Annotated in this window: 14 protein-coding genes; 7 read left to right on the forward strand and 7 right to left on the reverse strand. The window is 48.6% G+C overall.

Going from position 1 to position 15,114, the window contains the following annotated elements:
- Positions 1–16: 16 nt before the first annotated feature.
- Genes MKX42_RS06185 through MKX42_RS06205 form a run of 5 tightly spaced genes read right to left on the reverse strand, consistent with a single transcriptional unit; the run spans position 17 to position 4,349 of the window.
- Positions 17–214 carry a hypothetical protein gene (locus tag MKX42_RS06185; RefSeq protein WP_340751734.1) on the reverse strand — a complete coding sequence of 66 codons (198 nt, stop codon included), beginning with the start codon at positions 212–214 and terminating at the stop codon, positions 17–19.
- Positions 211–1,164, reverse strand: a complete 954-nt coding sequence (locus tag MKX42_RS06190; RefSeq protein WP_340751735.1) for an HAD family hydrolase — start codon at positions 1,162–1,164, stop codon at positions 211–213. Before MKX42_RS06190 ends, MKX42_RS06185 begins: the two co-directional genes overlap by 4 nt.
- Before the next feature lie 40 nt (positions 1,165–1,204).
- On the reverse strand, positions 1,205–2,554 hold the full coding sequence (locus MKX42_RS06195; protein WP_340751736.1) for an ABC transporter substrate-binding protein: 1,350 nt from the start codon (positions 2,552–2,554) through the stop codon (positions 1,205–1,207).
- Positions 2,555–2,588: 34 nt separating this feature from the next.
- Positions 2,589–3,431 carry a carbohydrate ABC transporter permease gene (locus MKX42_RS06200; RefSeq protein ID WP_340751737.1) on the reverse strand — a complete coding sequence of 281 codons (843 nt, stop codon included), beginning with the start codon at positions 3,429–3,431 and terminating at the stop codon, positions 2,589–2,591.
- Positions 3,432–3,467: 36 nt separating this feature from the next.
- A complete protein-coding gene (locus MKX42_RS06205) occupies positions 3,468–4,349 on the reverse strand; it encodes a carbohydrate ABC transporter permease (protein ID WP_340751738.1) in 882 nt (293 codons plus the stop codon).
- Positions 4,350–4,572: 223 nt separating this feature from the next.
- On the opposite strand from MKX42_RS06205, the gene MKX42_RS06210 reads away from it, so the two are divergent.
- The 7 genes from MKX42_RS06210 to MKX42_RS06240 all read left to right on the forward strand — a co-directional run bounded on the left by MKX42_RS06210 (position 4,573) and on the right by MKX42_RS06240 (position 11,787).
- On the forward strand, positions 4,573–5,151 hold the full coding sequence (locus MKX42_RS06210; protein WP_340751739.1) for a GbsR/MarR family transcriptional regulator: 579 nt from the start codon (positions 4,573–4,575) through the stop codon (positions 5,149–5,151).
- 3 nt (positions 5,152–5,154) lie between these two features.
- Complete coding sequence (locus MKX42_RS06215; RefSeq protein ID WP_340751740.1) at positions 5,155–5,829, forward strand: response regulator transcription factor; 675 nt, start codon at positions 5,155–5,157, stop codon at positions 5,827–5,829.
- Positions 5,830–5,867: 38 nt separating this feature from the next.
- Complete coding sequence (locus MKX42_RS06220) at positions 5,868–7,004, forward strand: HAMP domain-containing sensor histidine kinase (RefSeq protein ID WP_340751741.1); 1,137 nt, start codon at positions 5,868–5,870, stop codon at positions 7,002–7,004.
- Positions 7,005–7,093: 89 nt separating this feature from the next.
- Positions 7,094–7,768, forward strand: coding sequence for an ABC transporter ATP-binding protein (locus MKX42_RS06225; RefSeq protein WP_036731124.1), 675 nt, complete (start codon positions 7,094–7,096; stop codon positions 7,766–7,768).
- The gene (locus tag MKX42_RS06230; protein WP_340751742.1) at positions 7,765–10,194 is read left to right on the forward strand and encodes an ABC transporter permease; all 2,430 of its coding nucleotides are present in this window, start codon (positions 7,765–7,767) and stop codon (positions 10,192–10,194) included. The genes MKX42_RS06225 and MKX42_RS06230 overlap by 4 nt, the downstream gene beginning before the upstream one ends.
- Positions 10,195–10,242: 48 nt before the next feature.
- Positions 10,243–10,704, forward strand: coding sequence for a hypothetical protein (locus MKX42_RS06235; RefSeq protein WP_340751743.1), 462 nt, complete (start codon positions 10,243–10,245; stop codon positions 10,702–10,704).
- Positions 10,705–10,833: 129 nt separating this feature from the next.
- Positions 10,834–11,787 carry an EamA family transporter gene (locus tag MKX42_RS06240; protein ID WP_340757628.1) on the forward strand — a complete coding sequence of 318 codons (954 nt, stop codon included), beginning with the start codon at positions 10,834–10,836 and terminating at the stop codon, positions 11,785–11,787.
- Between the two features lie 117 nt (positions 11,788–11,904).
- Here MKX42_RS06240 and MKX42_RS06245 read toward each other — a convergent pair whose 3' ends face one another.
- Together MKX42_RS06245 and MKX42_RS06250 are read right to left on the reverse strand one after the other, a co-directional pair.
- On the reverse strand, positions 11,905–14,409 hold the full coding sequence (locus MKX42_RS06245; protein ID WP_340751744.1) for an ABC transporter permease: 2,505 nt from the start codon (positions 14,407–14,409) through the stop codon (positions 11,905–11,907).
- The gene (locus MKX42_RS06250; RefSeq protein WP_340751745.1) at positions 14,406–15,104 is read right to left on the reverse strand and encodes an ABC transporter ATP-binding protein; all 699 of its coding nucleotides are present in this window, start codon (positions 15,102–15,104) and stop codon (positions 14,406–14,408) included. Before MKX42_RS06250 ends, MKX42_RS06245 begins: the two co-directional genes overlap by 4 nt.
- Between the last annotated feature and the right edge of the window lie 10 nt (positions 15,105–15,114).

The following is a 15,114-nucleotide window of genomic DNA, read 5'->3' on the forward strand; positions in this document are numbered from 1 at the left end:
TTTTTTATTCGTTAGGCTAATGCCCCTTGGCACTAATGTTCAAGCCAACAATCCCGGCTACAATCACAGTCACCCACAGTAGGGAGGGGCCCGACAGCCGCTCTTCGAACAACAATGCCCCTGCCAGAGAAATCAAGAGGATACCCGCCCCGGACAGCTCGAAGACAATAGCCAAGGCAAGAAATACCCAGGCCAAAGCCCCTTCGGCCTTCATCGTGCAATCCTTCCTACACCAAGCTCCGCATAAGAAGACACGATACAATCTGCATCCGGCAAAAGAGTCCCGGCAGCCTGCGTGTCTGCCGCCAGCCCACATCGGCCCGCATCAGATGCTCCGTGCGCATCACTTGACCCGCCTGCGGCAGCATCTGCCGCCGCAGTAACCCGGCTTGCCGCCGCCTGCCCGCTCCCGCCCGCATTTGCCTCCGGTCCTTCCGCCGCAGCTGAAGCCGCCAGCCCGGCGGTGATTCCGCCGGCAATCCCAATGGCTACGGCAGCGCCCGCAGCCGCAGCCATCCGCATATCTCCGTTCGTATCGCCGATCACGGCGGCTTCAGCCGGAGATACCCCCAGCCGCCCGCAGGCCAGCAGCGCCATGTCGGGGAAGGGCTTGCCCCGCTCGACCTGATCGGTGCCGATCACGGCGGTGAAATACTGGCGGATGCCCAGCCAGCGCAGATGACTCTCGGCTGCCGAAGTTTCATCGGCAGTCACTACGGCCATAGGTATGCCCTGGGCTGCGCACGCGTCCAGAAAGGGCACCAGTCCGGGGAGCGGGCGGACCGGACGGCTCTGCTCCAGCATCGTATCCGCTGCATTCCGGCAGGAGTCCACCAGTTCGACCGCTTCCGCCCAGGATAGGCCGAGAGAATAACCCTGCCAGGACGCAATGGCATACAGATCGCTCATTGTGCCCATGGCGAGCGGGCCGTTACGGTCGTAATCGGTGATCTTCCCTGCGGCATCATGAACCGTTCCCAGCAGGGAGGCCCGGTGCTGTTCAGGGAAGCTCAGGCCGCGCTGTTCAAGCTTCCGGGCGAACTGGTCCAGGAAGCACTCGCCCCAGCTTCCCCAGAGGGATACGAACTGCAGCAATGTTCCATCCTTGTCGAACAGGATGGCCGCTACGGGATAGTTCCCTTGCGGAGTATTAAGCTCGATCATGCAGCGTCCCCCTTCATCATTAGAAATTTGTTCAGCCGTTCTATTTCAGCTTATCCAGTGCTGCCTGAGCCGTCTGCTGCGCTTCCTTCAGCGCCTCGGCTGCCGGAATATTCTCAATCTGCACCTTATCCGCAGCGATGGTCAGCGCATCGTTGATCTTGCCGCCTGTCGGGTCCTGAAACGGAGGGGAAGCATGAGCCGCCTGCTGCAATGGAATCTTGATCTGCGGATTGCTCTCACTGAAGGCGACGAATGCCGGATCTTCCAGCGCAGACTGGCGGACGCTAATATATCCGGTGTGGATGGACCAGAACGCGGTATTCTCGGAGCTTGTGAAGTAGGTCAGCCATTTCATCGCTGCCTGCTTCTCGGCGTCTCCGGCTTTGGCAGGAATACCGGCCATACTCGCCCCGGCGACAGGTTTGCCTTCGCCGGCTCCGGCCCAGCCCGGTTGCTCCATAGCGGAGACGACGCTGAAATCGAGGTCGCCCTGGTCGCCGCTGGAGCCGGTGTATCCGGCCGCCTGGCCTTTCATCACATCGTCAATCGTCTTGTACCAGTACTCCCAGCCTTGCCCGCCCGAATGAATGCGCATCGTCTTGTCCTCATGAATAGCTTTGCGGAAGAACTCCCAGGCGTCGATCCACTCCTGGGAATCAATCGTGACCTTGGTGCCGTCCTCACTAAGAATACTGCCTCCTTTGCTGAGAGCGGCATCAATCATATTGCCGGAGCCCCACATCGGTTCCCAGCCGTAGAAGGTGGTCTTGCCGCCTTCGGAGACAGTCATCTTTTTCGCGGCCGCAGCGAGGTCTTCCCAGGTCTTAATCTGGCTGGCGTCTATGCCGCTTTTCGCAAAAGCATCCTTACGGTAGTACATCACCTGGGTCGATCCATACATCGGGAGGAAATACTGCTGGCCGTCAACCTGGCCCTGATTTAGGAAGGTCTGAACGAAATCCTCTTTATTGAAGTCCGGCTGCCCGGCAATCAGCTCATCCATCGCGGCGTAATAACCCTTGCGCGCCCAATCGATATTGGAGGAGAGGACCACCGCCGGGACCTGCCCGGCAGCAATCGCTGCCTGAAGCTTCTGTTCGGTCTCTGTATAATCCCCCTGCACGATCCCCTTGACGATGACCTCCTGCTGGGAGGCATTGAATTTTTGAATGAGCGATTCCATATTTTCACCCAGCTTGCCGCCGAGCCCATACCAGAATTCAATCGTGACCGGTGCGCCTCCAGCCGGAGCGGCATTGGCAGCAGGGACTGCGGCGGCTGCGCCGTCCGTAGTGGATGCATTGCCGGGAGCGGCATTTCCGCCGCAAGCGGTGAGCACGGAGAGTCCGGCGATCAGGGATAATGCAGACACTTTTTTAACTACGTTCATCATCATTCTCCTCTTGGGTATTGAAGTTTAGGGTTTAGCCTTTGCTTGAGCCTGCGGTCATGTTGACACTTTGCATTATCGTTTTCTGCGCCAGCAGGAAGACTAGCAGCAGCGGGGCAATTGTGAAGGCGCTGGCGGCCATGATGAGCGGCCATTTCAGTCCGTAAGCACCTCCTTCCACGAAGAAGCTGCGCAGCCCGGCCGAGACCAGCTGCAGGCTGGGGTCCTTCGTAATGAGCATCGGCCAGAAGTAATTGTTGTACTGGTCAATGAAGGTAATCAGCGCCAGTACGGCGAATGAGGATCTTGTGACCGGCACAAGGATCGTCCAGAGAATCCGCATATGCGAAGCACCGTCCACTTCACCGGCCTCCACCAGCTCATGCGAGACTTGAAGGAAGGCCTGCCTGATCAGGAAGATCGAGAAGATACTGACACAGTTGGAGAGAATCAGGCCCGCATAGGAGTTCAGCAAGTGTAATTCGGAGAGGACCAGGTAGCCGGGCAAGTAGACTGCTGTTGCAGGAACCATATAACCGAACAGAATCACTCCGGCAAAAACGCCCTTCAGGCGGAATTTCATATGCGTCAGCGCATAAGCCATCATCCCGGAATTGATCGATTGCAGGAGGACAATGGAGACAGCAACGAAGATACTGTTACCCATATATCTGGCGAACGGCGCCTCGTTCCAGGCAGCGGCGAAGTTGCCCCACAGCGGTACCTCAGGCCATAGCGTGGGCGGGGAACGCCAGATTTCATCATTGGTCTTGAGGGCACTCGTAACCATCCAATAGAACGGGAAGGCCATCAGAAGAGCAAGCGCGGCGAAAAAAATCTGGCGGACCAGCCCGCTGATACGTGTGAATATAGGCAAGCGGTGAGACCTCCTTAGGGGTGGATGGTATAGCTTCTATTGATAATGCGTAGTCCGTTTGCTGATCCCGAAAGAGAGGACCGACAGCAGCATGCAGATCAAGACCAGGACGACAGCTACCGAAGAAGCCTCTCCGATCTGGAAGGATTCGAAGGCGGACTGATAATATAGATAGAGCAGAGTGCGGGTGGAGCCGGACGGGCCGCCCTGGGTCAGCACATTAATCTGGTCATAGGCCTGAATTGCCGAGACTAGCTGCACCACGAATAAGAAAAGAGTAGTCGGCGAGATCAGCGGCCATGTAATCCGCAGGAACTTCTGCGCCGGGCTTGCTCCGTCCAGCTCTCCGGCTTCCAGCAGGTCGGAAGGCACATTGCGCAGCGCCACCAGATAAAAGATCATTGCCCAGCCTACCGACTTCCAGATCGTGACCAGCAGGACGCCGGTTAATGCCCATTTGGGGTCTTGCAGCCAGCCGATGGAGTCCAGGCCGAAGAAGCCCAGCACGGTATTCGCAAGTCCCGCTTCAGGCTGATAGATCCAGGACCAGACGATAGACACAGCGACGGTTGGCGTTACCCAAGGCGAGAACAGCAGGATCTGATAGAGGGCTGAACCTTTTAACTTGTGATTCATCAGGAGGGCGAGACCCAGTCCGAGCAGGATCACCGGCAGCACACTGCCGAGGCAGAAGAGTACGGTCACCTTCAGTGCTTTGTAAAAAGCCGGGTTGCTTAGCAGATCGGTATAATTCTGCCAGCCGACAAAGGTTTTCTCCGGGCTCATGAAGTCCCATTCCGTGAAGCTGAGATACAGCACATACAGCAGCGGTGCGAGCCAGAACACGGCGAACGGGATCATGGCCGGCAGAGTGAACAGCACGGGCTTCAGGCCGCCGATTAACTTTGAGCGTGTCATTTTCGTCCATATTCTCCATTTCATCCACATTGGTTGATGCGGTATAATGCAGAGGACAGCTCCTCTGTTCAAAAAAAATTGTACACTCATGAGGCAGGCTTGTGGTCAAGCGGGGGTAAAACCCGTTCGGATTTTGTGTAAAATTTGTAGGATAATTGCCGAAAAGCTGCGGTATTGTGTAAGGTAGAGAGAACGATTCTATGTGAAAATGAGGTGCCACCTGATGAAGCAGGCCGCATTCGGCGAAGAGCATCCGCACCGTTCGCCCCGGGAGCAGCTGCTCGGCCCGGTGATCGATGCCATAGCACAGACCATGGATTTATATGGAGCGAATTATTCCTTCGGGCAGCTGTACGGGGTGATGTTCTTCGAGGACAAGCCTATGACGCTGGAGGAAATGAAGCAGGTCATGAATATGAGTAAAAGCAATATGAGCTACGGGGTCCGCTCCCTGATCGCCTCCCGGATGGTTACGAAGCTTCCGGAGAAGCGTGAGCGGAAGGAGCTGTACGCAGCGGAGACAGACTTCTTCGAGGCCTTCCGGAACTTCTTCACCCTGAAGCTTCAGCGGGAGATCGATGTGATGCAGGAAGCGATGGCAGCCGCGGTCCCGGGCCTCCAGGCACTGCTCCATGCAGCAGACACACCTGAAGAGGAACGGCAGGCCTGCCTCCGAGATCTGGAGAAGCTGGAGCATGCGGCCGAGTACTATGCCTGGCTGCAGCGGTTCGTGTCGGGGCTTGCGGAGGGAGCGATATTCGGCGGGGAACGGGGAAGTACTGGCGAGGAAGGCGGAGTATGAGTTATGAATAATCAAATTCTTATTGTTGATGATGAGGCGGATATAGTTAATCTGCTGAAAGATTATTTTGAGATAAATGGTTATAAGGTCTTAACCGCGCGGAGCGGCGGGGAGGCATTACGCAAAGTAGTGTATAATCCAGACATTATTTTACTGGATATTAATATGCCGGAGATTGATGGTCTTGAGGTGTGCACTCGTATACGGGATTTCGTATCCTGCCCTATTATATTCCTGACTGCGCAAGTGGAAGAGTCAGATAAAATTAATGGCTTTCGTGTGGGCGGGGATGATTATATTGTGAAGCCATTCAGCATTGATGAGCTTGGAGCTAGGGTAGAGGCACATCTGCGCCGTGAACGAAGACAATCTGTTAAGACACAAACCAGATTTTCAGATGATTTAGTGATCGACTACTCCGCCAGAGGAGTGTATTACAAAGGACGGCCACTTTCTTTTGCCAAGAAAGAATTTGGTATTATTGAGTTGTTGTCAATGAATATCGGTCAGGTCTTTGATAAGGACCATATTTATGAAAAAGTCTGGGGCCTGGACCATGAAGGGGATAGCATCGTTGTTGCAGAGCATATCAGAAGAATTCGGTCTAAATTTAATGAGGTTAGTGATCACATATACATTTCAACAGTATGGGGTGTGGGCTATAAATGGGTAGGGTAATAAAAGGTTGGCGTAACTTATCCATTAGGGTGACATTTATGATCTATATGCTTGTATTTGTCCTTCTTGCCGGACTCCTTAGTATGATCACCATTACTGGGGCAGGCCAGATACGTAATAATATGTTTTTAAAGTATAATCCTTCTTACACCTCAGCGGATATTGAGAATCCAGCCATTGTCTTTAACATGAAGGACTTTAATACAGACTATTCTTATACAGACGAACAAATCATTAAGTTTTGTGGTTTTTTGGATTCCTGGTCCATTTTGATATTTTTTGGGCTAGCTACCCTGGCGGCTTCTTTGTTGTTTTACAATAATAAGCTCAAACAACCAATTAGGATTTTGCGCGAAGCATCTACTAAAATATCCAATAATGACTTGGATTTTCATATTCCGCAATATAGCGAAGATGAAATGGGGCAGCTGTGCAGGTCTTTTGAGAGCATGAGAGCTGCTTTGGAGGATAACAACCGTCAGATGTGGCGTTCTATAGAGGACAGAAAACAGTTGAATGCAGCTTTTTCACATGATCTCCGGACACCGCTGACAGTATTAAGAGGTTACGCGGATTTTTTAAATAGATATCTGCCAGAAGATAAAATAAGCAAGGAGAAGCTGCTGGATACGATAACAACTATGAGTATACATATATTACGGCTGGAGAATTATGTGCAAATTATGGGCGAGGCGCAAAAACTCGAAGATATATCGGTAGCCCTGACGAAAGTAGAGGTTTCCGTTTTTTTGAAACAACTAAGCAGTTTGGCTGAATTTCTGGCACGGGAACATTCATTGGAATTATCATTTGAAAATCAAATCGCTGAACAATCGTTGAACATTGATACAGGAATGGTTACCAGGATATACGAAAATATGATTGCCAATTCGCTTCGTTATGCAAGTCAGACGATTTCTGTACGTTTTGAATTTGTTAAAGGATTCTTTTCGATTACAGTTAATGATGATGGCAAAGGGTTCTCAAGTCAGGATCTGAAGCTTGCTACCACGCCATTTTATACAAGCAAGGCGGAAGCTGAGGAGAGCAATTATGGCATGGGGTTGAATATTTGCAAGGTACTGGCTGAGAAGCAAGGGGGCAGTATTCAGCTAACGAACAATAAATCAGGTGGCGCCTGTGTGAAAGTTTCGGTTTTGCTGCACCAAAGTTGATAAATAATAGATAACTATTGGATATCCTTTCCTAGAGAACCACTTAGGGGAGGATATTTTTGTATCCACGTATAAAGGGAGGCTTTAATTTGATTTTAGAAGGAAAGAAGTTATGTAAATATTATGGCAGTGGAGAAGGTCAAGTGAAGGCAATCCACAATGTTGATTTCTCAGTGGCGAAAGGTGAGTTTATCTCTATTGTTGGACAGTCTGGTGCAGGCAAAAGTACATTAATGCACATCATTGGGGGGTTGGATGCTCCTACAAGCGGTGAGGTCATCATAAATGGGACTTCCATTTATACATTGCCTATGAGTCAACTAGCAGTGTTTCGCCGCCGCCAAATCGGATTTGTGTTTCAGGCTTTTAATTTGGTACCCTCACTTAATGTGTGGGAGAACATCATTTTACCCATTGGGCTGGATGGGAAGAAAGCAGATGTTAGCTATATTGAAGATATTTTAAATACTTTGGGGATCTATGAAAAGCGGGCCAGTCTGCCCACAGTATTGTCTGGCGGCCAGCAGCAAAGGGTGGCAATTGCCCGTGCATTGGCAGCTAGACCGGCTATTGTGCTCGCAGATGAACCCACAGGAAATCTCGATAGCCGTTCTAGCAATAACGTTTTGGATTTGCTGCGTTTATCCGTAGAGAAATATAATCAGACTTTGATTGTTGTAACGCATAATGACGAAGTGGCTAAGCTTGCAGGTCGGACTGTTCGGGTGGTGGACGGTTCCATAGCAGTAGAGGTAGAAGGATGAAAAATACGATTACTGTCCACAATGTATCCCTGAAAAATCTACGTCATCACCAAAGCCGGACATTATTGACTGTAGGTACAGTGGCTTTAGCCGTAGCCTTAATTTTTGTAGTGCTGACTTATTTTTACTCTGACGACCAGAGGAGCAAGCGAGAAGCGATTAATGAGTTAGGTGCCTATCATGTGCAGTATGAGCATTTGTTGCCGGAGCAGCAACAAGCTATTGAGAATAATCCGAAGATAAAAAAGCACTATGTTTCCTATATCAGTAAAAATGTTAAGTCGGACACGTTTGAAAAATTGAATATTAATATGGCTATAAGTTATATAGAGGGAATTAATGAAGGACTGATTCAATTAATGCAAGGGAGGGCTCCGGTCACTGACGACGAAATTGTATTGGATAAATGGGTAATTGAGGAACTTGGCTTTTCTCCTAACATAGGAGTAGTAATTCCATTGAATTTGCAAGTTATGAATGCAGGGGAAACAGAACATATAACAAAAAAATTTAAGCTAGTTGGCATTATTGATGATATCGCCGTACGTAAAACGGTTAGAGCTGGTCTGATGTTTATTTCTCAAAACCTTTCCAGGCAATATAGTCCTAACCCGGATGTTGTTTTATTTGCTCTTTTGAATTCAGACTTTAATGCTTCATCTACGGCTCACAAAATTGGTGAGGGCTCTCAGCTAAAAGATGATCAAATACAATTAAATGAACGTTACAATGGCGCATATGAGCAGAATCCGTTATCTATTCTGAAAGTAACCATTGTTGTTTTTGTAATTATAATTAGTGCAGCCATGGTTATTTATAACATATTCAATATATATATATCAGAACAGATCCGTTTATTTGGGATGATGAAAGCAATAGGAATGACTCCTAATCAACTGCGAAAGATGATTCTTACGGAAGGACTTATAATTTCGCTGGTTGGGAGTTCTATGGGGCTTTTGCTGGGTGTAGGGGGGAGCGCGGCATTTATCCCCTTCTTAGGACATATGGCTAGTGGTGGCTCCGAATTATATGTTCAACTGTCTCCTAACATTGCTTGTATTGCTTTAATTACAGGTCTGATTCTCGTTGTATTTTCTGTTTATATTCCTGCTAAAAAAGTAGGAGGAATTACGGAGATTGCAGCTATTCGTTACAATCCCGCTGAAGATTTAGGAAAGAAAAGGCATAAGACCAAAAAAAAATTCAAAAATTCATTTAGCGGGTTCACCTTGGTATTGGCACAATTGATCCGATACCGTAAACGCACTTGGGTTACCATAACATCGATTACCCTGACAGGACTTATTTTTGTGGTCACTGGGAGTATTCTTAGTAGTATTAATATTAATAATATGGCTGGAAGTATGGTGCCTGGTGATTATAAATTAAGTACTGCTGCTTACCGTGGAACTGATGTAAACCTAGATCTGTTAAATAACAAAGTTATAAACCAAGTAGATGCTATTACTGGTGTCAAGACAGTATTAACAGAAATGTATGATGTCTTGATTTATAACAAGCAGGATGCACAACTTCACCTCAAAGACTTGGCGGGTATAAGGAACCCGGAAATTCAAACGGATATTTATGCTTATGATGATGCCTTAATGACAAATACAATTAAAAGACTTGGGAAAGATGATTCTATGCTTATGGAACTGAGAAATGGTGATAATCTCATCGCAATTGCAGAAGATGGAAGCTACCATGTGGGAGATAAAATTCGGATGGCTCAGTACGGAGAAGGAAAGAAAGAACGTGAATTCACTATTGTTGGTGTTTTGCCTAACTATGTTACTTATAAAGGTGATTCTTCAGAAGGTGGAGTTCTTATTGCTCATCAGGATTTGTTCAAACGATTGGGTTTAGATCAACGTATAAAACAGATTAGTGTTTTAGTTGATCAAGGACAACAAGGGAAGGTAGAGCAAACTCTCAAAGGGATTGCAAATACTGATAGAAGAATAACATTCACTTCTTTTCAAGAAATATATCAAGAGTTCAATGGAATGAAAAAAGTGCTTCAATTGGCGGCTAATGGTCTTATTTCAGCATTAATGATTATTAGCATATTTAATTTAATAAATTCAAATTTAACGAGTATGAATTCTAGAAAGCGGGAAATTAGCTTAATTGAAGCTATTGGACTGTCGCGGAGTCAGCTGATTTTACAATTAGGCAGTGAAGGCTTAATGGTGATCTTAATCAGTCTGTTGTTCACTTTTTCACTGGGCATTCCAGCAGGATATTTTGGCGTTGAAATTTTCAAGCAATCCGCCGCCTATGTCCAATATCAACTGCCAATGACAGCCATGCTAACCCTATTGTTCGCCTATTTCACAGTTCAAATAGGGACTACCTTCTACATGCAGTGGCGCTTAAGCAAGGAGAGCTTGATGGAACGAATCCGGTTTAGTGAATGAGCGAGGGAAAGCAAATAGCTGAATATATTATTTAAGGGGGAAATAATAGTGTTTCAATCTAAAGTGAATTCTACAAAACCCGTTTTCAGTATATTAGTTTTGGTAATTGTTATTGTTACTGCATTATCGTTAACAGCATGCGGAAGTAAAAAGGGGGATGGGATTTCTCCTGAGTATCATGGCGTAAAATACACAGGTCAAGGAGATGTGGAAACAAACGTTAATGTAGTTATTTATAATGAAGATGATATTTTGTTTCTTCAGACCGTTAAGATTATTGATGATAACCCCACAGTCTGGAAAGCACTTCAGGCCATTTCAGACAATGCTGAACAGGGGATGCTAATCGAAAAAGATCAGAAAGGACAAATAATTAAGGTAGATGATATAAAAAATGATAAAGAGAAGCACTGGAAACTTTTTATTAATAATACTATTGAAGAGGGAGATGTGGAGAAAGTAGGGCTTGACGAGAACCAGCCGCTAACATTGAGATACTCTAACGATTAGTCAATGTACAGGGAGGGATCATGCTATAATATTGCCCAGGGGATATTCTTATAAATGATAGAACGGGAGACCCCTCATAAACCTGTTTTTAGGGAAAAGGGATGACGCGGCTTGAAGCATAAGGGGAAAATGAATCAGTTATATGTGGTGGGAATAGCACTCTTATTTGTGTATTTATTTTGGGGAGGCACCTATGTCGGCATGAAGATTGCCATCGAGTCGATACCGCCTTTTCTGATGGCGGGGGTCCGCTTTTTTGCGGCAGGTGTGGTCCTGTACCTCATTGCCAGAGTAAGCGGAGCGAAACGTCCGGTAAAGCGTGAATGGCGTGCCTCTGCGATTGTCGGCGCCTTGCTGCTGCTTGGGGGCAACGGGGTTGTGGCCTGGGCAGAGCAAAGAGTCTCTTCCTCCATCGCTTCGCTAATCGTGGCGGCAGTGCCTGTCTGGATGATGCTGATGGGCTGGCTTGGACGCGGCGGCAAACGGCCGAATACCGGAGTCATCGCAGGAATCGTTCTTGGACTGCTCGGCATCGCCGTACTGGTCTTCCAGCCGGGGAAGGGGGAGACGGGGACCGCTACCGATCTGATCGGAATTATTACCGTGCTGGCAGCTTCCATAAGCTGGGCAGTAGGGTCCATGTACTCCCGAAGCGCGACCATGCCGGGTTCACCCTTGATGGCGACAGCGGCGCAGATGCTAACAGGAGGCGCGCTGCTGGTGATTTTCTCTTATTTTACCGGCGACTGGTCCAGACTTGAACTCTCCGGCATTTCTATGCGCTCGTACCTGGCTCTGGCCTACCTGATCACCTTCGGCTCCATTGTCGGCTACACAGCCTATATCTGGCTGCTTAAGAATGCTGACGCTACCCTCGTCTCCACGTATGCCTTCGTTAATCCGGTTGTCGCTGTGCTGCTTGGCTGGCTGCTGGTAGGCGAACAGCTTACCCTGAACACCCTGATCGCAGCCGTGATCATTATCGGGGCTGTGGTTTTGGTGACTCTTTTCCGTAGTAAGCCACAGCCGGCGGCTACTCAAGCAACACTTGATACACAACCGCAGCAGCAGTCGGTACACTGAGAGCGAATAACCACATTCTGCTGACTGTTCAGGTACGCTATTATTAAGCTATATTTCATATCTTATAACAGCAACAGCCGGTACTCTATTAGAGCATCCGGCTGTTTCAGCATGTCTTTATTCCATTTCACGGAGCCTTTCGACGATCGGGCTGCGGGCGAGCGGCTTATAGGCGCTTAAGGTGATGAGATAAGAGAGGACTGCCAGGATCGGGATGATCAGAATAAACGGCAGCCACATCATCCGGAATTCCATGTAGGCCATCCCTGCGGCAATACCCCTGGCGGTGCAGTAAGTCAGCAGCACGCCTATAGTAGAGGTAAGCAGCGCAGTGAGAAGCACGGTGTACATGCCTTCGTAGACGAGCATACGCTTGAGCTGCTGTTTGGTCATTCCAATGCTCTCTAGAACGGCAAATTCATGCCTGCGTGCGATCACTCCGGTCAGGACAGAATTAATGTAATTAAGCAGGCCAATAAGTGCAATTACGAGGCTAAGTCCATACCCTATAATCTGAAAAATACGGATATTATCACTTAGCTCCTCCCTGTAGTCTTCTCTTGATTTCAGCTGCAGAGCATCCAGCGGGCGGATAGCCTCCCTGATATGTTGCCCCGTTTCATTAAGCTTGCCGGGGGCTGCATTCAGGGTAAGCGAGAGGATGTCTGCCGGAGTCCCGCTCTCCAAGGTGGCTTGCCGGAGTTCGGCTGCAGGCAAAAAGGCATTGTAGCCGTTACCGAAATACGTTTGACTGGTTGCTGCATAGAAAGCATTATATTTCAGCACGGCCATCACTTCGTATCTCCTCTTCAATCCGGAATAGCTGATAGTATCCCCGGGATGATAGTAGCTTGTATAAGCACCTGGCCCTGTAAGAGTCTCCGCTACCAGTATGTAATCTCCGGAATCAAATTGTTCCCTGTTAAAGTGACCTTCGAGTACATCCTGATCTGCGAGATCGTACCAGCCGGAATCTAGCCCGTAGAGTTGGGTATGAACTTTGGCGGGAATGGCGGAGGGAGTGGCTGAAGACTCTGCTGAAGCACGGACGGAATCATCCGGAGGATAAGAGAAGAGGGTATAATATACTTTATCGATACTTTCCACACCGTCCAGATGCTTCAGCTTCGCACACAGTTCCTCGGACAGCTCGGTTTCATTGACTGAGCGTTCCCCCTCCTGCTGGATAATTCCCTTGTTGTGAATCATATAATCTCCATGAATATATGCACTGAGATATTTATTGACATCCATAGAGGAGATCACCGTAAATATCGTGTTAAATAGCAGAATGCTTAAGAAGAGCGAGGATAACATCAGGCTCAGCTTCTTCTTGCTCCGGAACAGGTTGGAGAACGACATCCGGTATAGTCTGGCTCCATGCTTGGATGGCTTGAGGGTTCTTTTTCCGCTATTCTGAACGCCTGAGAATTTAACGGCTTCCACCGGGGTGATGTCCGCTGCCAGCCGGCCCGGCTTATGCGCTGCGATCCACACGGTCAGGAAGGAGAAGAGGGCAGCCCCTGCAAATATCCATGGACTGGATGAAAGAGAATTTCCTTTTAACTCCCCGGATAGCGAAGTGGTCAGAGGTGTAACCCATCTGCCGGTCATATAGCCGGAGCCAAGGCCGAACGGCAGGGCAATGAGGTACAGCAGCCTGGCTTGAATAGCGATGATTCTCCTCAGTTGTCTCGGGGTGGTGCCAATCATTTTCAGCAGGCCGTAGAACTTCACATCCCGGACCACCGAAATATAAAAAATATTGTAAATAAGCAGGTAGCCGCTAAGCATAATGATAAAGATAACTGCGGCATATGGAAGGATATTCTCAACATTGTCCGCCAAAGATACGCTGGAGTAGGCCCAATTGATCCCGATAGGAGCTGTAATTCTCGTATCAGCTAGAATCCTGTTCATTTTTTTCTCAATATGAAATGAATTGTTGAACATGACACTCAGTTCTGAGGTGTTTACGTAGGATCCGCTTTCCTTCGATTGTACGGGATCAATGTCTGAGAGGTTTTTATCGGTAAAGGCCTTGGAGACAAAAGCCAGACCCGCCATCGCCAATTGTTTGTCCGCTTCATAATAGCCCGACAAGGTGAATTTGCGGTTAATGATCCGTTCTCCGGTATCGATCTGCAGTGTGATTTCCTTCCCGAGCTCCGGCTGCACCCCTAGCTTGCCCAGAACCCAGGTATTCAGGGCAACCTCATTCTCTCCGGCAGGCAATCCCCCTTCAACAAATTCTATGAAGCCGTGATCAGCGTAATTCTGGTCAACCTGCAGCACCTCAACCCGGTCCTGGTCGAACACTTTATTATGTAATATGCCTGAATTAAGGGAGAGAGAGGATTGTTTAATGGAAGGGTGCTTCAGCAGCGTCTCCACTTGTTCCGGGCTAAGATATTTAAATCCTCCGTGAAAGTCACTTCCGACTGTCTTCATCTGTGCGTATTGCATGGATTGGTTAATGCTTAGAGCCATGGTGAAAATGGAGGTGATGAGCAGTGTAGTCAGTATAATGGCGCAGATGGCAGCCAGATTCCGCAGCCGGTTGGCTCTCAGGCTAGTCATCGCCAGATTTAATATGGTCTTCCGGTTGTTCGTCGCGATCATAACCGGCTCTCCCCGTGGGCCTGCGCCGATCCCACGGCAAGCCTGCCGTCCTCAATGCGGATGATCCGGTCCGCCATCTGTGCAATGCTCTCGTTATGTGTGATCATTACAATGGTCTGGTCGAATTTGACACTGAGCTGTTTCAGCAGGATAAGTACCTCCTGGCTGGTCCTGCTGTCCAGATTGCCGGTGGGCTCATCGGCCAGAATAATGGAAGGTTTGGTGGCAAGCGCTCTTGCGATAGCTACACGCTGCTGCTGGCCTCCGGAGAGCGCAGAAGGCAGGTTACCAACTTTATCCTGCAGCCCCAGACTTGTGATAATCAGGTTCAGATATTCCTGGTCAATCTGGCCACCGTCAAGCTCAATGGGCAGGACGATATTTGCCAGCACACTCAGGATCGGCACCAGGTTATAACTCTGGAAGACAAATCCTACAGAACGGCGTCTGAAGATGGTCAGCTTCTCATCACTCATCTGAAAAATATCATGCCCGTTGACATAAACCTTACCCTCTGTAGCCCGGTCCAGACCGCCAAGCATGTGAAGCAGCGTGCTTTTTCCGCTGCCGCTCGTGCCGACGATTGCCACGAACTCCCCTTTTTCTACATTTATAGACACGTCATCCAGGGCTTTGACCGTATGCTCTCCTTTTCCATAATATTTCTTGAGATTCTCTATTCGTAGAATAGACATGTTATATTCC

The sequence above is a fragment of the Paenibacillus sp. FSL R7-0204 genome (assembly GCF_038002225.1).
Taxonomy (GTDB): Bacteria; Bacillota; Bacilli; order Paenibacillales; family Paenibacillaceae; genus Paenibacillus_AQ.